This is a genomic window from Mesonia ostreae, assembly GCF_031845265.1.
Lineage (GTDB): Bacteria > Bacteroidota > Bacteroidia > Flavobacteriales > Flavobacteriaceae > Mesonia > Mesonia ostreae.
The window spans coordinates 22,860-44,143 of sequence record NZ_JAVRBG010000007.1; the positions used below are offsets into that span (position 1 = coordinate 22,860).

Below are 21,284 nucleotides of genomic sequence, written 5' to 3' on the forward strand. Positions count from 1 at the left end.
ATTTAACACTTTAAACCCTAAATTTAATGGTAAGAAATTTCTACTCTATACTACTAATCGTAGTATTATTTATAGGTAATTCTGTTCAGGCGCAAGATGAATATATGCCTTTAATTAAAAATTATTTATCTAAAAATATCAAAGGTTTTTCTGCTTCAGATATAGCAGAACTTGAAATTACAGATTCTTATTTTTCCAAAAGTACCAGTACACAACACGTTTATGTAAACCAAATGCACGATGGTATTAAAATTTTCAATGCTCAAGGAAACTTTGCAATAAAGAATAATAAAGTAGTTTACTTTTCAAATAATTTTCAGTCAAATATAAATCAACGTACGAATAGCTCTAGCCCTAGTTTAGATCCTATTACTGCTGTTAATCAACTAGCAGCGAAATTAAATTTAAATCCTTCTGGATTAGAAATTATCTCTTCTAATCATCCAGAGTTTGTCTTAACAAACGGAGCCATTTCTCAAAATGAAATTCTAGTAAAATTGATGTATCAACCTATTGGAGAGCGAATTCAATTGGTATACAATATCAATTTAAATACCTTAAACCAAAAACACTGGTGGGATATTTCTATAGATGCAAACGACGCTAAAATCCTATTTAAGAATGATTGGGTGGTTTCTTGTACTTACGGAGGTGAAGATCATTCTCACACTGCTTTTGAGGCTGTAGATCATGCGATTCAGTCGAAAAAAAGTAATTTCGGCTTTTTAAACACTACAACTTTAGTCGATAATGCTAGCTATAAAGTATTTCCTATTCCTTCGGTTTCCCCTGCTGATGGAATGCGACAATTAGTAAATGAGCCTGCCAATTTAAATGCTTCTCCAAACGGATGGCACGATAACAATGGTTCTCCAGGCGTGGAATTTACAATCACAAGAGGAAATAATGTTTTTGCGTATGAGAATAGAAATAATTCTCCAGGAACTGCACCAGATGGTGGATCATCATTAGATTTTGATTTCCCCTTAGACTTAAATCAAAATCCTGACGGGTATACATTTGCTTCAGTGACAAATCTATTTTATCTTAATAATATGATGCATGATGTTTGGTATGAGTATGGTTTTGATGAAGTGAGTGGTAATTTTCAAAATATGAATTACTCTAACGGAGGAAACCAATTTGATCCTGTATTTGCTAGAGGACAAGATGGAGCAGATTTTGGACCGGGAAACAATGCTACCTTTGGGACTCCTCCAGATGGTCAAAGTCCTGTGATGAGAATGTTTACTTGGGCGCCATCTGGTGAACCTCAACTAATAACTATAAATACAGTAGGTGCAATAGCCGGTACTTATTCCGCATCTACAGCCAGTTTTGGTCCTATAATTCCTAACTCTGGTATAACTGCAGATTTAGCTCTCGCATCAGATTCTTCTGAGGATCCTTTGGAAGCTTGCGATGAATTAACAAATGCAACAGAATTAAATAATAAAATAGCAATTATTAAAAGAGGTGGATGTAATTATCCTACTAAAGTGGAAAATGCTCAAAATGCCGGAGCACTTGCGGTAATTGTAGTGAATACCCTATCAACTCCTCCTATAAATATGGGAGGTACTCCAGCAAATCCTATTACTATTCCTTCCATTATGGTTTCCAAAACTTTGGGAGATCAAATAATAGCGCTTTTAGGAAGTGGAGAAACACTAAATGCTACACTTATAGAATCCGGTCCTTTTGTGAAAGATGGTTCTTTAGATGCAGGTATTGTATCTCACGAATACGGTCACGGAATATCGAATAGGTTAACTGGAGGACCTGGTAACGCAAGTTGTTTATATCCTTGCCAACAAACAGATGCTAACGGAAACTGTATTCAAGCTACCGAGCAAATGGGCGAAGGATGGAGTGATTATTTTGCGCTTATGATGACTTTAAAAGCTGGGGACAATGCAACAGATAGAAAAACTATTGCTAATTATGTTCTTGGCCAAGATGAAAGTGGAGGCGGACTAAGACCTGCTCCTTATACGACTAATACTGGGATTAATCCCGCTACGTATGACCTAACAAATAATGGAGGTATTCTTGCTCCGCACGGAGTTGGATTTGTATGGGCAACTATGCTTTGGGATATGACTTGGGCTCTTATTGACAGATACGGGTATGATGAAGATTTGTTAAATGGAACTGGAGGAAACAATATTTCTATGCAATTGGTGATAGACGGTTTAAAATTACAACCTTGTAATCCTGGATTCGTAGACGGTAGAGATGCTATTTTAGAAGCAGATTTGTTAAATAACAATGGAGATAACCAATGCTTAATTTGGACTGCTTTTGCAGAAAGAGGCTTAGGTTATAACGCAGATCAAGGGAGTTCTTTAGATCGGTTTGATCAAGTAGAGAGTTTTGATATGCCTCCAACAAGTGTGCTTGATTGTACAATGGGTACAAACTCTTCTTCTTTAGAAAAAGCCTTTAATATTTATCCAAACCCCGCTTCGGGATACGTAAATGTAAAATCAAAGCTTGCTCAAAACGATGCAACGCTTGCAATTTATGACCTTAACGGAAGAATGGTAGTAAACCAAAAACTTGCAAGTGACAGCACTCAAATCAACATCAATAATTTGGCTACTGGAGTTTATGTAATGAAAATAGATGCTAAAGGTAAAACTCAAACTGAAAAATTAATCGTTCAGTAATAAAGCATTCTAATAGTTAAAAAGCCCTCTTGATGATTTGTCAAGAGGGCTTTTTTTGTCCTTATCAGAAAGTATACGATGCTTATTTATGCAAAGCTTTACTTGTGCAAGTCGCTGCTTTTAAACATCTAAAGTAATAAACCTTTTAAGCTTTACTGAAGCTTAGCAACACTTAATACCAAATTAACCATATAATTTCGCATTTAAACTCATTCATTTCCTGTATGCCATTATAAAATTAAAGTGGTATAATTCCGTAAAGTAATTAGTTGTACTTATATCTACCAAAATTTTATTTTGCATAAGATAATGGGAATGTCCAGATGCATTATGAGATTTGTTTAATGCCTTGAAAGCTTCACTAAATAGTAAGCATATTAAAGAAAAAAGTTGCTCCTAGTCTACATTCTTTTCATAGATAAATCAACAAAAACAAAATAGGTAAGCCCTTTGGAGATAAACGAAGAATTTCGCCGCAAGTTTCGATCCCTTAGAATCTATAAAAAAAATTAAAGTGGTTTAGCCAGGATGCCTCCAGCGCATTTAATTTCTGATTAAGATGTAAAAACACATTCTACATTTTATAAATCCATAAAGCTGGATCTAATAAAGTAGTATCTTCAAAAAGAGAAAGGCTTAAGGTGGGACGTCCTGTCGAAGTCGCATTCCCTACCCTACCTAAAATTTGACCAGTACTAATTTGATCTCCTGTTTGCACGTTTACAGTCTCTAGATTGTTGTAAACAGAGATATAATTACCGTGTCTCACCATTACCGCTTTATTCGCGCCCTTAATCGCTTGTATTTTCATGACTTCACCCTTAAAAATAGCTTTTACAGGTTCTTTGGTATTGGTTTCTATTCTCACTCCAATACTTTTTACCTTAACCGAAGGAACAGTTTTATGAGGATGCACTCCAAATCGCATAGAAATTACACCAGATTTTACTGGCCAAGGCAATTTTCCTTTATTAGAGGTAAAATCGGCTGCTAGAGCTTTTGCCTCGGGTGTAAGCTTAAAGGCACTTGTAGAAGTATTCCCTTTTTTCTTATTTTCAGCAGCGATGGCTTCTCGTATTAATTTTTCTATTTGATCATCAATCCTTGAGATTTGTCTTTGTCGCACTTTTAACTGACTTTCAAAAGTGCCTTCTTTCTCTTGAATGGAAGCCATGAGAACCTGTTGTTGCTTCTTATCTTCTTTCAGTTTCTTTTGCGTAACTCTGTTTTCAGCTAAAAGATTTTCTTTTGTTTTACGCTGTTCAATTAGCTCTGCATTTAAGTCTTGAAGAAGTTGAGCTTGCTCCTTAATTTTGTCACCCTGTTGCTTTCTATAATTTGCGTACTGCTTCATATATTGCAGTCTTTTATAGGCCTGTAAAAAGTTTTCCGAAGAAAATAAAAACATAATCCTACTTTGGTTAGAACTACTTTGATAGGATTTGCGAATCATTTTTGCATAATCTTCCTTTAAAGCCTCTAAATCTTTTCTAAGTTTTGTAATTTTGTCGAGGTTTTCATTAACTTCTCTAGTAAGCAAGTTTGCTTGTTGATTAGTAACCTTAATTAAGTTTTGTGTTGCATTAATTCGTTTGTCTAAATCTTCTACTTGAACCAATACCGATTGTTTTTTCTTCTTATTAACCGTTAATAAGCTATTGATCTTCTTAATCTCTTCCTTAAGATCCAAACGACGCTTTTCTAACTCCTTTCTTTCTTTGCTCTGACTAAAGCCTTGCAAAAAACAAAAGCAAACGAATAGAATACTTAAAATATAGGTTCTCTTACGCATCATTCTACTGTAATTTCTTTATACCCTGAAGGAATGCTAAACGGAAAACTAACCGAGGCATTAAGGTCTATTTGACGATAATCTACTTCAATTTGTGTACTTTTTCCTTCTTGAGTGGCTATAATTTTTATTTTCTTTGGAAACCATTCTCCCCTTACTTCCTCATAAGAATCATAGGCGATGACAACCGATTCCTGTTTGGATTCTCTCGCCAAACGCTGTCCTTTTAACCGAAAATTGGAAGATTGAATGGCAAACATGGTTTCCAGTAAGGACTTGCCCTCAGATTTTAGGATATAATCGGTTTCTGTAAAGCTCATTTCCAACTCACTTTTCTCTAAAGGATAAATAGCTTGTCCTAATAACAAATTCTGCACTTTATCAAAATCTAATTCCATTCCTAACCAATCGCTTAACAAACTAAAATCGCCGTCAAAATAAGTACCATCAATTTTTTCGTAATATTGAACGCGTTTAGGCGTAATATACACTTTCGCTAACGGAATAATCCCCGCAAGTTTGGCACTCAACCAAATCGTTTTATCTTTCTCCATTCGCATACTTATAGAGATGGATTGATCTTCCTTTTCGGTTTTGTAAGATCCTTTAATTCTTGCTTGTAAAGTGGTGAACGATGCTTCGGAATTGTTATGCGCTTTAATGATATTCTTTACACTTGCGTTTTCTGAAACGCTACCGGTTACTACTTTTTTTGTTCCGCAGGAAACGAAAAGAAGAACAAGAATTAAAGAAAATATGGATTTTAAATGATTCATTAAGATTTCTTATTTTTTAAAGCTTCTATTTTTTGCTGGTATTCTTTTACTTTCATAGGATTATTTAAAACCCTATAACTTTCTTGCATTCCTTGATAGAAATACAATTCTAACTCCTTGTTTTCTATTAAATATTCCAAGCCTTCTTGAAAACTATCTACCGCTAAATTCGGCTTATTTAAATTTCTTAAGGCTACACCTTTGTAATAATAGAAAAAAGGTTGGCTTGGGAAAAATCCTAGCGCATTCTCTGCTCGCTTCAAAGCAATTTCAAATTTTTGTTGCTTGATTTCTAAATGAAGCACTTTCTTTAAAAGATCAAAATTATTGGGATCGTTTTTCAACCGATTCAAATAATGATTGTAAGCTTCACTTTCAACATTCTTTGCCAAATATTCGCCCAATAATTCATTAGATTCTCCTTTGGGAGCTAATTCGTCTTCTAAAATTTTAATAAGCTCAGGTTCATATTGAGGTTTTTCCTTTACCAGCTGAACCAAATCTTGAATAATAGTCTTCTTTAATGTCTCATTTTTTGTGTTTTCAAGAACAATCCGCATCGAAGCAATAGCTTTATCATCTTCATAAGCGGTTAAATACTTTTTATATAAAGCGAAATGTGCCGCACTAGAATTAGGATTTCTTCGTTCGAGATCTTCCGCGATTTGATAGGCTTTTTCTATTTTCTCTTGCGTAGCATAAAAATGCATCAGCTCTAAATAATGCTCTTCTATATCAGGAAATTTTTCTATCTCTTTCTTAAGATAGGCTTCCAAAAGCTTAGGATCTTTAGCTTCAGAGAAAATCTTATTCCGTAAAGCTTCTCTGTAATCGCTGTAACCTTCTCGATCATCTATCGCATCAATCGCATTCAAAGCTTTTTCATATTGCTGCGTAAGTCCGTAAAGATTAGCTAAATCCTCATAATAATTCACACTGTGTTGTGCTAAAGATTCTGCTATGGGAATTGCCTTTTGGTAATCTTGCGTAAGATAATACACCTCATAAATTTCGGCTAAAACATCTTTATCATTAGGACGTTCTTTTAGCACTTTCTTAAAACTTTCTTCGGCTTTTCTATATTCTTTTAAAGCTTTATAGTTTTTACCCAATTCAAAATCTACAATGGTTTTTTCTGAAGAGATTTTCTTACACTGCAATAAAGCGGTAATGGCTTTTTCGTGATTTTCTATGGCTTTTTGCGCTAATGCTTCAAAAAAATACTGCTGAAATTGATCCTCTACATTTCCTAAATTATCTTGAACAAGGGTATCTTTTAGTGGTTCACGAACCTGCGCAAAAATGCTCTTCGGAATAGAAACAATTCCGAAAAGCATTAAAAAAGTATAATATGTGTAAAGCTTTATTTTCAAATTTTATTCTAAAACGGAATAATCTCCGATACTTATTTCGGTAAAATTACCATCAAATTTAGCGTGATTACCTACCATTGCGTTGTTCAAATTGGCATTCTTAATTTCGCTATGCGTTTGAATCAAACTGTTTTTTATGGTAGAATCACTTACGCTACAATTGTCTCCAATAGACACATTGGGCCCTATGGTTGCATTTTCTAAAACTACATTCTCCCCAATATAACAGGGTTCAATAATCTTTGAGTTAATTAATTTAACCGATTCTGCCACTAATTTTTCCTTATCGGAATGAAGAAAATTAAGCATTCTGGTATTGGTTTCTACGGTTACTTTTTTGTTTCCGCAGTCCATCCATTCATCAACCGTTCCTGTCTTAAATATTTTACCGTCGGCCATCATCTTCTTAATCCCATCATTAATTTGATATTCGCCGCCGTGCATGATATTTTCTTCTAAAACTTCCTGCAGCTTACCCTTTAAAACTGAAATATCCTTAAAATAGTATATCCCAATCACAGCTTGGTCACTTACAAAGCTGCTTGGCTTCTCTACCAATTCGATAATTTCGTCTTTTTCGTTTAGATTCACCACGCCGTAAGCTTCAGGATTGTCGACTTTTTTAGTCCAGATCACAGCGTCTGCAGCTTTATCCAATTTAAAATCGGCTTTGATTAAAGTATCCGCGTAAGCGACAACAGCAGGACCAGAAAGAGATTCTTTAGCGCTCATAATGGCGTGTCCTGTTCCCAGAGGCTTATCTTGGCGGTAAATAGAAGCCTTGGCATTTAAACTTTTGGCCAAATTTTTTAAACTCTCTTCTACCTCATCTCCAAAGAAAGCAGGATCACCCAAAATAAAAGCGATCTCGTCTATAGGTTGGTTAAGTACTTTGGCGATATCTTTTACCAAACGATGCACAATAGGTTCGCCCGCCACCGGAATTAAAGGTTTGGGAACAGTTAAACTATGTGGTCTTAAGCGAGATCCTCTTCCCGCCATGGGTACGATTATTTTCATAATAATAGATATGTGATATGAGTCTTTAGATTATTTTTTTTCTTAAATTAATTGATGATATTTTCTTACTTTAAATCTATTAGTAATTTAGAGACCTTATGATTCCTGCCTGCGCAGAAATTTTAGACTCCAGTGCTACCAAAACCACCTTCTCCACGCTTGGTTTCTCCTAAAACTTCTACTTTTTCCCATTCGGCTCTTTCATGCTTGGCAATCACCATTTGGGCAATGCGTTCGCCATCATTAATGGTAAAAGATTCTTTAGACAGATTCACTAAAATCACGCCAATTTCTCCGCGATAATCGGCATCTATGGTTCCTGGAGCATTCAATACGGTAATTCCTTTTTTAGCCGCTAAGCCACTTCTAGGACGTACTTGGGCTTCATAACCTACGGGCAATTCTATGAATAAGCCTGTTTTTACGATGATGCGATCTAACGGACTTAGGATTACTTTATCTTCCAGATTAGCTCTTAGATCCATTCCTGCCGAAGCTTCGGTTTCGTAATGAGGTAAAACGTGATTGGACTTATTGATGATTTTTATAGTCATAATGAATTAACGTTGTAAAAATTGAGAAAGGTATTTTCTTTCTTTAAAATAGATGATTCCCAAAAATAAGAAAACTAATAAGCTTCCTATGATTAAATTGTTATCAAAAACATAAAATGAACTAAAAGCGAAGCCAATACCCAATCCCAAATAAATTCCAATGTTTTTTAAATCGTATGGAATGTTATAATGTTTCCTTCCGAAAAGGTAAGAAATCACCACCATAAGTGTGTAAGCAATTAAGGTGGTGTAAGCCGCGCCCATAAAACCAATCACAGGAATTAAAGCATAATTAAGCGCTATGGTTACTACAGCGCCTAGGATAGAAAAATACATTCCATAACGGGTTTTATCTGTAAGTTTATACCAATACGCTAAATTAAAGTAGATTCCCAGCATTAAATTCGCCAAGAGCACAATAGGAACAATGTCTATCGCAATCCAATAGGAAGGATCTGTCACGATCAATTTCTTGAATACGTGCAAGTAAGCCACAATAAATACCAGCATTAAACTCCCAAGAACCACAAAATATTTCATGATAAGCGCATAGGTATTCTTTGCGTTTTTCTCTTGTGCGTGGTTAAAGAAAAAAGGCTCTGCTCCCAACCGAAAGCCTTGGATAAATACGGTCATAAAAACGGCAATTTTATAACACGCTGCATAGGCGCCATTAATATCTTTTCCTAATAATTGCGGTATTAGCCATTTATCAAAATTTTCATTGATCACATAGGCGAGTCCAGCCACCATAATGGGCCAACCGTAATTGAGAAATTGCTTTAAAATGCTCCAGTCAAACACAAGTTTGGTTTTGAAAAAATACGGAGAAAGCAGAATAAAAGTAAATAGGCTGGCTATTAAATTGGCAATAAAAACATAAGTAACCAAATCATTGCTATAATCTAAGAAGCCCAATGAAATATTGAACTTGGGAACCATCCACAAAAAGAAATAATTTAACGCCACATACATCCCAATATTAAGCACTTTAATAATGGAAAATTTAATAGGTTTTCCTGTAGCGCGCAACAATGCAAAAGGAATTACCACAAGGGTATCTAAAGCAATAACGCTAATAAGCAGATTAAAATACCGTAATTTTAGATCTACATATTTTGCCAACTCTACATTATACGTCCATACCACAGCAAAAAAAAGAATGGTGGTAATGGTTAGGCTGATAAATGCAGTAGAGAAGATTTTGTTTTTTTCTTTATGCCGACTAAAATACCTAAAAAAGGAAGTCTCCATGCCGTAGGTAAGCAAAACGTTAAAAAAAGCAGCATAAATATAAAAGGTGGTATTGTCTGAATAATCGGCATTTTCTAGCGAACCTGTTAATAAAGGCACGAGCAAGAAATTCATCAAGCGCGGTAAAACCGTCGCCAATCCGTAGATAAAAGTATCTTGAAAAAATCGTTTTAAAGTACTCAAATGCGTTTATGAATCAAGAACCTTGGGATTAGTCCACAAGGTATGAATTGAAAATATTTATTAGAATCGAGGTCAGCCTCCTAAATTTAAACCCTCAAGAGGGTTAAGGGAATAAAAGTATAGAATTAATACCACTTCAACAATAAATTGTAGTATTCAAATCGTTTCCTTTATACTTACTTTTGATCAGAATTGCATAATAAGAAAAGCCCTGAAGAAATCAGGGCTTTTAAAAATCTTATCGTATTCTAAGAAAACTTCTAGAGACTCACTCAAAAAATTGGCCTAATTGTTCGCCGCTTCTGCTCCGCCAACAATTTCTAAAATTTCGTTGGTGATGGATGCTTGACGTGCTTTGTTGTAAGACAGCTTTAAATTATCTCTTAACTCCGTTGCGTTGTCTGTTGCTTTATGCATCGCTGTCATACGTGCTCCATGCTCTGAGGCAAAAGAATCTCTTAAGGCTTTAAATAATTGCATTTTAAGCGACTTAGGAATTAATTCTTCTATAATATCTTCCTTATTAGGTTCAAAAACATAGTCTAAAGTCACCTCTTCTTCGGTTTCCATAGGAACGATTGGTAAAAATTGTTCGCTCATTACGATTTGAGTCGCCGCGTTTTTAAATTTATTATATACCAAAACCACTTTGTCGTACTTCCCTTCAACAAATTCCGCCATAATGCTCTCCGCGATATCTGCTACAGGCTCAAATTCTAGATGGTCAAAAATGGTATTGTTATTTTTATCTACCGTAAAGGTTTTCTTTAAAATATCATCGGCTTTTTTGCCTATGGTAAACAAATGAATATTTTTATCTGCAAATTGTTCCGAAGAAATTCTTTTAACTCCTTTAATAATATTGGTGTTAAAAGCACCTGCTAGCCCTCTATTAGAAGAAATAGGAACAATAAGTACCTTTTGAACTTCGCGCTCCTCTGCAAATTTACTGTTAGCCCCTTCATCTAATGTAGCACTTAAGCCTTGTAAAAGTTCTGTAAGTTTATCTGCGTAAGGACGCATAGCTGTAATAGCATCTTGCGCTTTACTTAACTTCGCAGCAGATACCATTTTCATGGCACTGGTAATCTGCATGGTTGAAGAAACCGAGGTAATCCTACTACGTAATTCTTTTAAATTTGCCATTTATTTTTTAGTATTGAGTATTGAGTATTTAGATAAAAGACAAAATACTCAATACTTGTAATTTATATGGTACTACTATTCTTTGGCCTGATTTTTTTTTCAACTCAAACCTCAGTACTCAATACTTTATTTTTTATACTTTGCTGAAATTTCTTTAGCTGCACTTCTTAAAACATCTAAAGCTTCATCAGTTAGTTTACCTGATTTTAAAGTATCTAATGTATCTCTATGCTTAGCATCTAAGAAAGCAAGATAATCTGCTTCAAATTCTTTTACTTTATCCACCGGCACATCTTTCAACAAGTTTTTAGAACCTGCATATACAATAGCGATTTGATTCTCTACTGGATACGGGTCATTTTGAGCTTGTTTTAAGATCTCTACGTTACGCTTTCCTTTTTCGATAGTACTTAAAGTAGAAGCATCTAAATCTGATCCAAACTTAGCAAAAGCCTCTAATTCTCTATATTGGGCTTGGTCTAATTTTAAGGTACCAGAAACTTTTTTCATCGATTTAATTTGTGCGTTACCTCCTACACGTGATACCGAAATACCAACGTTAATCGCGGGACGAACTCCAGAGTTAAATAAATCTGATGTTAAGAAAATCTGACCATCGGTAATCGAAATTACGTTGGTTGGAATATATGCGGAAACGTCACCTGCTTGCGTTTCAATAATAGGTAAGGCCGTTAAAGAACCTCCTCCTTTTACTCTATCTTTTAAAGAATCTGGAAGGTCGTTCATATCTTTCGCAATATTGTCATCATTGATCACTTTTGCAGAACGCTCTAATAATCTAGAGTGTAAGTAAAATACATCTCCAGGATATGCTTCACGTCCCGGTGGACGACGTAATAAAAGAGAAATCTCACGATAAGCTACCGCTTGCTTAGATAAATCATCATAGATAATTAACGCGGGTCTACCTGTATCTCTAAAATATTCTCCAATCGCTGCTCCAGCAAACGGTGCATATACCTGCATGGTAGCAGGATCTGATGCATTTGCAGCAACGATAGTAGTATAGGCTAATGCGCCTTTATCTTCTAAGGTTTGTGCAATTCCGGCAACGGTAGAAGCTTTTTGTCCTATCGCTACATAAATACAATAAACTGGTTCGCCAGCATCATAAAATTCTTTTTGGTTAAGAATGGTATCAATACAAACGGTAGTTTTACCGGTTTGACGGTCACCAATCACTAACTCTCTTTGCCCTCTTCCTACGGGAACAAGTGCATCAATAGATTTAATTCCTGTTTGCAGAGGCTCGGTTACTGGCTCACGATAAATTACACCAGGAGCTTTTCTTTCTAATGGCATTTGAATGGTTTCTCCTGCAATAGGTCCTTTGCCATCAATGGGTTTCCCTAAAGTATCTACCACACGACCTACAATTCCTTCTCCCACATTGATAGAAGCAATTTTTCGAGTTCGTTTTACCGTATCCCCTTCACTAATTTCTTGAGAAGGTCCAAGTAATACTACCCCAACATTATCTTCTGCTAGGTTAAGTACCATTCCTTGCAGTCCACTGTCAAACTCTACAAGTTCTCCATACTCTGCATTTTCAAGACCGTATACATTTGCAATACCATCTCCTACGGTTAATACTGTACCTACCTCGTCTAAAGAAGCGCTTGCCTCAAAACCAGATAGTTGTTCTTTTAAAATTGCTGAAACTTCAGCAGGATTTACTTCTGCCATAATTATTTATGATAAATGGGATACAAAATTGTATCGTTTTTATTATTATTTTTTATGCGTATGCTTGATTATTGAACGTTTTTCTAAGCGCATTTAATTTACCAGATATACTTGCGTCATACTGTAAATCTCCAACCCTTAAAACAAAACCTCCAATAATGGAAGCATCAATAGTATTAGTTAACGTAACTTCACTTCCTGTAAGTTCTTTTACCTTCTTTAAAACGCTCTGCTCCATTTCTGGAGTTAAAGGTTCTACCGTGGTTACTTTAGCCACTTTAATATTATTTGCCTCATCATATAGATAAATAAACCTATCTATTACAAAAGACAATAAATTGATTCTATTGTTTTGTAACAACATTTTAAAAGCATTAGAACTAACTTCATTCACTTCTTTAAAAATAGCTTTTAGAATGTTTTGCTTTACGGAAGCTTGCACTACCGGGCTTTGTAACACATCTCTAAGCTCTTTGTTTTGCTCTAATGTTTTTGCGATGAGACGCATATCACTATTTACCTCAGCAACTACAGATTTTTCCTTAGAAAGATCTAAAATTGCCTTTGCGTAACGTTGAGCTGCTCTTGTATTAGCCATTTTTTAACTAATTTGATTAGTTTAACTTCACATCATCTAGCATAGAAGCTACCAATTTCATATGGTCTTCTTTACTAGTTAATTCTTTACTTACTACTTTCTCTGCAATTTCTATGGAAAGCGTAGCCACCTGAGTTTTGATCTCATTTAGAGCCGTTTGTTTTTCCATTTTGATAGCGTCTTGTGCGGCACTTATCATTTGATTTGATTTTACCTGTGCCTCATCTGCGGCATCCGCAATCATTTTTTCTTTAATTTGACGCGCCTCCTTAATCATGATATCGCGTTCTTCTCGTGCTTCCTTTAAAAGCTTCTCATTGTTAGCCTTTAAATTCGTCATCTCAAGACGTGCACTTTCAGCAGATGCTAATGCATCATTAATAGAGTCTTCACGCTTTCTTATGGAAGATAAAATAGGTCGCCACGCAAACTTAGCTAATATAAAAATTAAGATAAGCATGACTACAGTTTGCCATACAAACAAGCCAATTTCTGGTTTAATTAAATCCATAGGTATAAGTAATATCTGATTTTAATTTAATTTTTTAGAAACACTTCTTTTTAACCAACCGTTAAAAAGAAGTGTTTTGTAAATAATTTTACTTTAGCACACCTAATAAAGCTGCTACTACACCAAATAACGCCACCCCTTCTACAAGAGCTGCCGCAATAATCATAGCGGTTTGGATCTTTCCTGCTGCTTCAGGTTGACGCGCTATAGCCTCCATAGCGGCTGCACCAATCTTACCAACACCAAATGCTGCTCCAAAAACTGCTAAACCAGCTCCCAAAGCTGCCAATCCTACATATAATAATTCCATAGTAAAAAAAAATTAAAAATTAAAAATTAAAAAAATTAAAGTTAATGATGTTCATGTTCTTGTACTGCTGCCCCTATAAACAGAGCAGATAGCATTGTAAATATAAAAGCTTGAAGAAAGGCTACAAGCAATTCTAAAACCATAATGAATAGTGCAAAAGGAACAGAGATACCTGCTACTCCAGCATGTTCCAAAATAAATATAAGGCCTAATAAACTTAAAATAATAATGTGACCCGCTGTGATGTTAGCAAATAAACGAATCATCAAAGCAATAGGCTTAATGATAAGTCCAATTAATTCTATAGGTGCTAAAAGTAATTTTACTGGCAAGGGAACACCTGGCATCCAAAAGATATGTTTCCAGTAGTCTTTATTACCGTTAAAAATAATTAAAATTAAGGTAAACAAACCTAATGCTACCGTTACAGATATATTACCCGTCACATTCGCGGCACCTGGCAATAAGCCCAATAAATTTGTTATCCAGATAAAAAAGAAGACCGTTAACAAAAACGGCATAAATTTCATATATTTTTTCTTTCCAATCTGAGGGATCGCAATATCATCTCTAACAAAAAGAACCAAACTCTCTAATGCATTATTCAATCCTTTAGGTGCTTTTTCATTTTTCTTATGGTGTCTTGCCAAACTAAAAAAGAATACAATCATAACTATAACGGTAAGGAACATTGCCGCAACGTTCTTAGTTATTGAAAAATCTATAGGCTTGTTAGCATTTAATGCATTTTGCTCCTCATCCAACTCGATTTTTTCAACACCCGCATCTAGTTGATATATTTTCTCATGGTAGTTCACAAAACGCATTCCGTCCTTCTCAACTATATACTCTCCTTCTGTATCATGATGAAATTCACTAGACATAAAGGTCACCAAACCATTATCTGTATATAAAATAACCGGTAAAGGAAGTGTGTAAGAACTATCGCCGCTCCCAAAAAAATGCCAACCATGAGAATCACCAATATGGTGCATAATCATTTCTGTCGGATTAAATTCCGCTTCAGCTTCAGCGATATCTCCCTTAGCAAATGACAAGAATGGCATCATAGCAAAAGCTATTGTTAATGTCACGATCATCTTCAAAGATTGGTGTGCTTTCATAGTACCCGAATTGTGCTCTCTAAATTTTGCTGCAAAGATATACTTTTAATCTCTATTTAAAAGCCTTGCTTAAAAAAAAATACGCTTCCCAGTAAAAAGTTCATATTTTTATGAGTATCAACTACTTATCTTGCAGTAATCTTACCGCAAAAATAGTTTCAAAAAGCAAGTATAAAAAGTAAGGAATAAAGAAAGTAAAAATATCTAGAAGTAGATTTCCCTGTTCATCTTCATAAAGAATAACGGGTAGAAGAAATAGCACAGATAAGAACATTTTAAATAAACTAAGTCCCATAAAAGCAAAGCCTGTATTTTCTTTAAAGCTTTTATGTATAAATAGTAGAGCTGCATAAATCCCCAGTGTCACTACAAATAAGAATCCATAAATTATAAAGGTGGAATAATAAGGCTGTTCTTTTAAAATCTGCTCTACCAAAAGATACTGAAGCAAACAGAAAACTAAAGAAAAGGAAACCAAATACTTGGAGAATTGTATAATGGAAAGTTTATTTGTTATCATTATCTAAATCTTTAACCGTTTTATAGACTTGATAGAGCGCTATAAAGACTCCTAATAAGGAACAAGAAATGGTAAAAGCAGAATATTTGTTTTCAAACTTTGTATCTAACCAAATTCCTAAAAGTACACCTCCCGTAATGACGACTGCCATTTGAAAAGCAATACCCGTAAACACCGCCCAATTGTTAAGCGGTTTTTCCTTGTTTTTCTTTGGTCCTTCTATCATCATTTAGATTTTTAACCGAACTTTTCATAGCACAAGTAGCATTAAAATCGGCTCCTGGCTCTATAGATAATTTGCCTGTAACAACCTCTCCGTCTATTTGAGCGGTAGATTTTAACAATAGTACATTATTAACTTTTAGTTTACCTGAAAACTCTCCTTCTACATCAGCGTTTTCACATTTCATCTCCCCTTTAATAGAACCAGATTTACCAATCACCACTTTTCCTGTAGTGATTAAGGTACCTTCTAAAGTCCCCTCTATCCTAAAACCTCCTTGCGCTTCTATATCTCCTTTAAACGTTGTGCCCTGAGAAATTTTATTTTGTTCTTTACTTGGATTCGAAGTTTCCTTTCTCGATCTTTTATTTTCTGAAAACATATCTTGATTTGTTTATTTGGATGCTTGGGAAATGTAGGCGGCTAAGTTCTTATGTACTTGCACCGTCTTATAATCTTGGGAAGAAATCCCAATATTTTGATGTTTTATTTTATAATCTTTCTCTTTTAAAAGTTTCTCTCCAAAACCTTCTGCTCCCAACTTACTCTTAAGCCCATGAACGATCAATAAGGTTTTATTGGGCGTATAAATATCTACGGAAGTAGACAAATCTGTAAAACCAAACTCGGTTATGGCTTTATCAATTTTTTCTTTTAGTGCAATCACATCCTGCATTGTAGGCTGATTTCTATTATCGAAGTTATTTTTCTCCTTATCGGAAGTGATCCTACTCGTGTCTACTTTTTTTGCTCTTAATTCAAAAGGATAAATCAATTTGTATTCTTTTTCATTTGTAGAGAAAGCAAATTCAGTATCTTTTAATACAGGTAATGACTTAGAGACAATCTCTTCGGCTCGTTTTCCTTCCTCGCTCTGCGGATAGTTTAACGCCACATAATTAAGACCTTTTTTGTACTCTTCAAACCCGTAATACCTTCCAGAAGCAGTCGCTTTTAGCAATTCAAATTTGGGAACGATATCATTTCCGGTGAAGACCTCTATATTTTTATTAGATTCTTCAATCACCTCTTCATATTCTTGGTTTTCGAACTTGCGATAAACCGTGGCGTAAACAGCCTCCGGACTGTTTTGATCATCCAACAAACCTCTTGGATTTTTCAAAATAGTAGCGTAGCGTGAATCTGGGTGATTGGTCAAGATGTTTTGTTTCCAAGTATTTGCTTTGGTATCATCGCCCATCGCTTCATAAATTTTAAACAAATTGTATTTAGACGGCAAAATTAAGCGCTCTTCTGGATCATTTTCTAATAAATCTTCCAGTTTATTGGAGGCTAGTCCGTATTCTTTAAATTTCTCTTTATAAATAATTCCTAATTGATAATAGGCAAAATTTCTTTCCTTAGCCAAACTATCAATCACTTTTTCATCTTTAGGAATGCTTTCTAAATAGGTTTCTGGCTGAAACTGTGGTTCACTTTCAATCGCGGCAAGCATTTCCTCTTCTGGATCAATGGCATCTTGCTCGTTGGTATTCTTGCCACCCTTCTCGTAGCGCCAGTTATCGGCTAAAGCGCGATCTCCCCAAGTTCTATTAAACTTTAGCACGCCTTTGGCCACCTGTTTGCTGTCATAAAAGTAAAAATCTCCCTTGCTGCTTGCTCCTCCCGCAGTACTTTGCTGCTTTCCAAATAAATTCCCCGAAGGTTTATTTTTATTTTTTGCAGCCTCTTTAGCTTCGGCAAGTGCTTCTTCTTTTAAACCATTGGTATATTCCGTAAAGAAAGCCAATCGCTCTGCTTTAGGCATATTTATCAAATTAAGAATACTGTCATTTTTCACCGCAATATCTTCATAAAGAATCACGTCTTCCAAATTAACGCGCTTCTTTTTAATGGCTCTAAATTCTCTGGTATTTTCGGGCAAGTTAGTAAGCGTACTGTCATAATAAGCACCAGCTTCTTTATATAAGGCATCATCAAAATTGATGTTACCCAACGTAAGGTAGTTTCTAGACTTTAAATATTTGTCTTGGGTATTCGTGCGTAAAGATTTATTGTAAAAACTTACCGATCCTGGGATGGTATCATTATCACGATAATATTCGGCAATTTGATAGTAGATTTTATCTAAGTAAGGTCGATTTTCTCTGTCTTCTTCTAACTCTTGAAGCAATGCTAATAAAGCCAAACGATCTTCTTTGTCGAAGTCATAATTTCTTGCTTTCTCCATATACGCATTAATCATATAGATGCGAGGAGATTTTCTATTCAACGCTATTACCTCATCAAAAGCAGCATTGGCACTGTCTATTTGCTCTAATCTATCGTACAACTGACCTTTAATATATAAGTATCTTCCTTTTTTCTCGTTAGATGGAGTTACCCGAATCGCTTCTGCTAAGGGAGCAATTGCACTGTCTTTTTGTTCTAAATTGATATAGGCTTGCGCTAAAGTTGCCGAAGCATCAGCTAAATCTTCTTCCTCAAATTCTAAATCTTGAGCTAATAATTCTTTTAAATTTTTAAGCGCAGTTTCGTTATTTCCCATACGCATATTGGTCTTCTCACGCCAAACTTTAGCGGTTACCAAACGGTCACTTTCGGGATAATCTGTAATGATATAATTAAAAGCTTCTAAGGCTGGGAAGAAACGTTGATCGTAATACCTGGCTTTTCCTAAAAGTAAAAAGGCTTCATCAATCTGCGGATTGTACTCTGTACCGCCAATATTGATATTGTGTTTTTGTATGGCTTTTGCCGCTTTATCTTCAGCTTTAGAAAAGCTCTCATTTCTACTGTCGTCTGCCAAACGAGATTCTTCTACCACCTGCATGCGTTCTATGGGCAAAATTTCCCAATAGTTATCGATGTAGGTTTGCTCTAACTCTTTTTTACCTTGCTCTAAAGCCAAGTTACCGTTATAAATAACATTATAATAAGCACCCATGGCGTGGAAATTTCTATTCAGCCATTTGTTCTTTTTTCTAGAGCATGAAACCAATGAAACCGCAGCCAGCAGTAATATTATATATCGTGTATAAGTAGGTAGGTAATTACGTTTCATTAAGTTAAAATAGGTGTCATACCAATTAAACATTCTAACGCCGTACAAAATTAGTTACTTTTTAGCCAATTCTTCTTCATAAAAAAGAACCGTCGCTATGGCTATGCTTAGTTTTTATTCCTCGACTTCACTAAAAATAAATCAAATTTTTATTACGGCTTTTAAAAATTTAATTGGTATTAAGAATAACTTATTCTTCCTGCATTTAGTATGAGAAAACGTAAAAATACATTTCTTTTAAGAAAAACAAGCTTTTCTAAAAGATTTTAAGACTTCAGTAGCTATCAGTTTTAGCCAGCAAAATAAGTTTCTAACTCCTGAAGCGTGGCTTCACTCGTCATCATATCTCTTACCACTTCGCCTTTATCTAGTAAAACGATGCGTTCGCAAACTTCGGTGACGTGAATAAGGTCGTGACTAGAAACCAATACGGTGACGCCTTTAGTTTCGGCTAGATCTTTAATAATTTGCTTGAGTCTTATTTGTGTGGTGGGATCTAAATTGGCAAAAGGTTCATCTAAAATAACCACTTCTGGATTACCAATAAAAGAACCTACGATTCCCGCTTTTTTCTGATTCCCTTTAGATAAATCTCTTAAATATTTTTTCTGCTGAAGTATTTCTCCGTGAAAGAAATCTTCAAACCCACTAAGGAGTTCATCTACATCGGCTTTGGTTTGCTTGCGTAAATCTCCAATAAAATAGAAATATTCTTCCGCAGTAAGGTAACCTATGAGAAAACTTTCATCAATAAAAGAAGAGGTAAAAGGTTTCCAGGCTTCATTCTCACTCACAACCACACCGTTGTTTGTAATGTTTCCAGTAGTTGGCTGAATCAAATCTAACAACAAACTAAAAAAGGTAGTTTTTCCAGCTCCGTTGTTTCCTACCAAGCCAAAACTTTGTCCTTTAGGAATTTCTAAAGAGGCGATATGCAACACCTGTGTATTGTTATAGGATTTGCTTAAATTTTGTACGTCTATCATAACTGTAAAATAAGAGTCTTCATTATTTTTTTTCGTCGAATGCGGCGATGGTTTTATATTTTCCTTTTTGGTAGACTTTTTCAATCTGATTAAAGAAGAATTTTTTGAATACCAAGCCTAAAATTCCGCTTAAAGCGAGCGCCAAAATCCCAGCTTCAAAATTGATCAATTTATACGGAATATAAAAAATGAGCATCGGTCCCGCCATTTTAGGCAAGGCGATTAATAATTGCGTAGGATTAAAACCTTGGGTATTGCTAAAGGCTTTGGCTTTTACATTAAGCTCTACAGGCACGCGATTAAGAACGCCGCCATACAAGGTAATAAACGAATTGAGGCCAATATTAAATAAAGCTCCAGCGGCAATCATACTGTAAATCTTATAACCAAAATACAAATAAGGCGTGCTTAAAATAAACGAAACCACTACAGCTACTACCATCAAATACCATTTGGACTCCAAATACTTTCGATAAGGAATATTCTGACTCATCAACAATTTATAGTATTCGCTATCCCAAGAAGGCACCAATTGCCCAAAAGAGAGCAAGAAACCACCAGTTACAAAGATAGACGCAAACGCTAAAAATGCTGGGGAGTCTTTGTAGGTGTCTACAGTGTAAAAAATGAGACCGTAAAACAAAAAGAGAAAAGACATGAGCATTACTTGCTTAGGTCTGGCATTACGCATAATGAGTTTTACATCGTTTTTTAAGAACGGAGCAATATCTCCAAACCTATTTAAAAAGCCTAAATTGGAAGAACTTACTTCTTGGCTTTCTTTACGGATGGCATCGTCTAAATAAAAACTTTCTCGAATAAATTTATAGTTTCTTCGGTACAACAAAATCATCAATAACATCGGAATACTTACCGCATACCACTTTTGGTAAATCGTATAAAAAAAGATTCCGGCAGATTCAGAAATAGGATACACTTCAAAATATTCTAGCAAAACTAAGCCCGCTAAAATACTTAGAATCACATAAAAAAACTTGTTGTTTTTATTCAGTAAAAAGTTAAGGTAGTTGAGAGAGATGGTAAAAAACAGCATTGAAAAGAACCAGCAAATCACAAGCAAGGGCTCATAACCCTGCACCAACAAGACCACGCTAAACGGAAGAAAAAAGAACATCGGTAAAATATTGAAGAAAGAGAAAGTGGTTTTCCCCAACAAATAATGAATGACCGTTTCTCGCTTAATAGGAATAATCATATAGGGTTTAATATTCATGATCGGCAGTTGTTGCATAAAAAACCGAAAAGCCAGATCGGCCATAAACCAGAAAATCAAGAAATTGCTTACCACCACCAAAGGGTCTTGGTTAGGAAAACCATCTTCAATCATAAAGAAAGCCATCACTCCTAGTACGGTAAAACAAGCTATAAAATAAAGCGCTGCTAAAATCAATAAGATTTTTATGGCCAACCCCTTTTCAAAATAGGAAGAACGCGAAAACTGCTTCCATTCTAAAGATAAAAAACGTTTAAACATATAGTTGGATGTTAT

General features: G+C 35.2%; 19 protein-coding genes. 1 reads left to right on the forward strand and 18 read right to left on the reverse strand.

The features are described 5' to 3' along the window. Nucleotides 1-26 precede the first annotated feature (26 nt). Nucleotides 27-2,672 (forward strand): T9SS-dependent M36 family metallopeptidase, encoded by a 2,646-nt coding sequence (locus RLT85_RS08190; protein WP_311401544.1) that lies wholly within the window; start codon nt 27-29, stop codon nt 2,670-2,672. Nucleotides 2,673-3,246: 574 nt separating this feature from the next. Here the strand turns inward: RLT85_RS08190 and RLT85_RS08195 are convergent. The 18 genes from RLT85_RS08195 to RLT85_RS08280 all read right to left on the reverse strand — a co-directional run bounded on the left by RLT85_RS08195 (nt 3,247) and on the right by RLT85_RS08280 (nt 21,269). After that, the gene (locus RLT85_RS08195; protein WP_311401545.1) at nt 3,247-4,467 is read right to left on the reverse strand and encodes a murein hydrolase activator EnvC family protein; all 1,221 of its coding nucleotides are present in this window, start codon (nt 4,465-4,467) and stop codon (nt 3,247-3,249) included. Then, nucleotides 4,464-5,240, reverse strand: a complete 777-nt coding sequence (gene lolB1, locus RLT85_RS08200) for a lipoprotein insertase outer membrane protein LolB1 (RefSeq protein ID WP_311401546.1) — start codon at nt 5,238-5,240, stop codon at nt 4,464-4,466. The genes RLT85_RS08195 and lolB1 overlap by 4 nt, the downstream gene beginning before the upstream one ends. Then, a complete protein-coding gene (locus RLT85_RS08205) occupies nt 5,240-6,613 on the reverse strand; it encodes a tetratricopeptide repeat protein (RefSeq protein WP_311401547.1) in 1,374 nt (457 codons plus the stop codon). The genes lolB1 and RLT85_RS08205 overlap by 1 nt, the downstream gene beginning before the upstream one ends. A 3-nt stretch (nt 6,614-6,616) precedes the next feature. After that, complete coding sequence (locus tag RLT85_RS08210; protein ID WP_311401548.1) at nt 6,617-7,633, reverse strand: sugar phosphate nucleotidyltransferase; 1,017 nt, start codon at nt 7,631-7,633, stop codon at nt 6,617-6,619. Nucleotides 7,634-7,755: 122 nt separating this feature from the next. Then, the gene (dut, locus tag RLT85_RS08215) at nt 7,756-8,187 is read right to left on the reverse strand and encodes a dUTP diphosphatase (RefSeq protein WP_311401549.1); all 432 of its coding nucleotides are present in this window, start codon (nt 8,185-8,187) and stop codon (nt 7,756-7,758) included. Between the two features lie 6 nt (nt 8,188-8,193). Next, nucleotides 8,194-9,624 carry a lipopolysaccharide biosynthesis protein gene (locus RLT85_RS08220; RefSeq protein ID WP_311401550.1) on the reverse strand — a complete coding sequence of 477 codons (1,431 nt, stop codon included), beginning with the start codon at nt 9,622-9,624 and terminating at the stop codon, nt 8,194-8,196. Nucleotides 9,625-9,909: 285 nt separating this feature from the next. Beyond that, nucleotides 9,910-10,770 carry an ATP synthase F1 subunit gamma gene (atpG, locus tag RLT85_RS08225; RefSeq protein WP_311401551.1) on the reverse strand — a complete coding sequence of 287 codons (861 nt, stop codon included), beginning with the start codon at nt 10,768-10,770 and terminating at the stop codon, nt 9,910-9,912. Between the two features lie 126 nt (nt 10,771-10,896). Then, nucleotides 10,897-12,477: a F0F1 ATP synthase subunit alpha gene (atpA, locus tag RLT85_RS08230; RefSeq protein WP_311401552.1), complete on the reverse strand. Its 1,581-nt coding sequence runs from the start codon at nt 12,475-12,477 to the stop codon at nt 10,897-10,899. A gap of 52 nt (nt 12,478-12,529) precedes the next feature. Further along, the gene (atpH, locus tag RLT85_RS08235) at nt 12,530-13,075 is read right to left on the reverse strand and encodes an ATP synthase F1 subunit delta (protein WP_311401553.1); all 546 of its coding nucleotides are present in this window, start codon (nt 13,073-13,075) and stop codon (nt 12,530-12,532) included. Nucleotides 13,076-13,091: 16 nt separating this feature from the next. After that, nucleotides 13,092-13,586 (reverse strand): F0F1 ATP synthase subunit B, encoded by a 495-nt coding sequence (locus RLT85_RS08240; protein ID WP_311401554.1) that lies wholly within the window; start codon nt 13,584-13,586, stop codon nt 13,092-13,094. 88 nt (nt 13,587-13,674) lie between these two features. Next, complete coding sequence (gene atpE / locus RLT85_RS08245) at nt 13,675-13,896, reverse strand: ATP synthase F0 subunit C (protein ID WP_311401555.1); 222 nt, start codon at nt 13,894-13,896, stop codon at nt 13,675-13,677. Between the two features lie 41 nt (nt 13,897-13,937). Continuing rightward, a complete protein-coding gene (gene atpB, locus RLT85_RS08250) occupies nt 13,938-15,020 on the reverse strand; it encodes a F0F1 ATP synthase subunit A (protein ID WP_311401556.1) in 1,083 nt (360 codons plus the stop codon). Nucleotides 15,021-15,141: 121 nt separating this feature from the next. Continuing rightward, nucleotides 15,142-15,540 carry a hypothetical protein gene (locus tag RLT85_RS08255; RefSeq protein WP_311401557.1) on the reverse strand — a complete coding sequence of 133 codons (399 nt, stop codon included), beginning with the start codon at nt 15,538-15,540 and terminating at the stop codon, nt 15,142-15,144. Beyond that, entirely contained in the window at nt 15,527-15,766 is a 240-nt protein-coding gene (locus tag RLT85_RS08260; protein ID WP_311401558.1) for an AtpZ/AtpI family protein, read from the reverse strand. Before RLT85_RS08260 ends, RLT85_RS08255 begins: the two co-directional genes overlap by 14 nt. After that, complete coding sequence (locus tag RLT85_RS08265; protein ID WP_311401559.1) at nt 15,726-16,145, reverse strand: bactofilin family protein; 420 nt, start codon at nt 16,143-16,145, stop codon at nt 15,726-15,728. Before RLT85_RS08265 ends, RLT85_RS08260 begins: the two co-directional genes overlap by 41 nt. A gap of 12 nt (nt 16,146-16,157) precedes the next feature. Next, on the reverse strand, nt 16,158-18,788 hold the full coding sequence (gene porW, locus RLT85_RS08270) for a type IX secretion system periplasmic lipoprotein PorW/SprE (protein ID WP_311401560.1): 2,631 nt from the start codon (nt 18,786-18,788) through the stop codon (nt 16,158-16,160). Nucleotides 18,789-19,078: 290 nt separating this feature from the next. Beyond that, the gene (locus RLT85_RS08275) at nt 19,079-19,774 is read right to left on the reverse strand and encodes an ABC transporter ATP-binding protein (protein ID WP_311401561.1); all 696 of its coding nucleotides are present in this window, start codon (nt 19,772-19,774) and stop codon (nt 19,079-19,081) included. A 22-nt stretch (nt 19,775-19,796) separates the two neighbouring features. After that, nucleotides 19,797-21,269, reverse strand: a complete 1,473-nt coding sequence (locus RLT85_RS08280; RefSeq protein ID WP_311401562.1) for a DUF5687 family protein — start codon at nt 21,267-21,269, stop codon at nt 19,797-19,799. Nucleotides 21,270-21,284 lie beyond the last annotated feature (15 nt).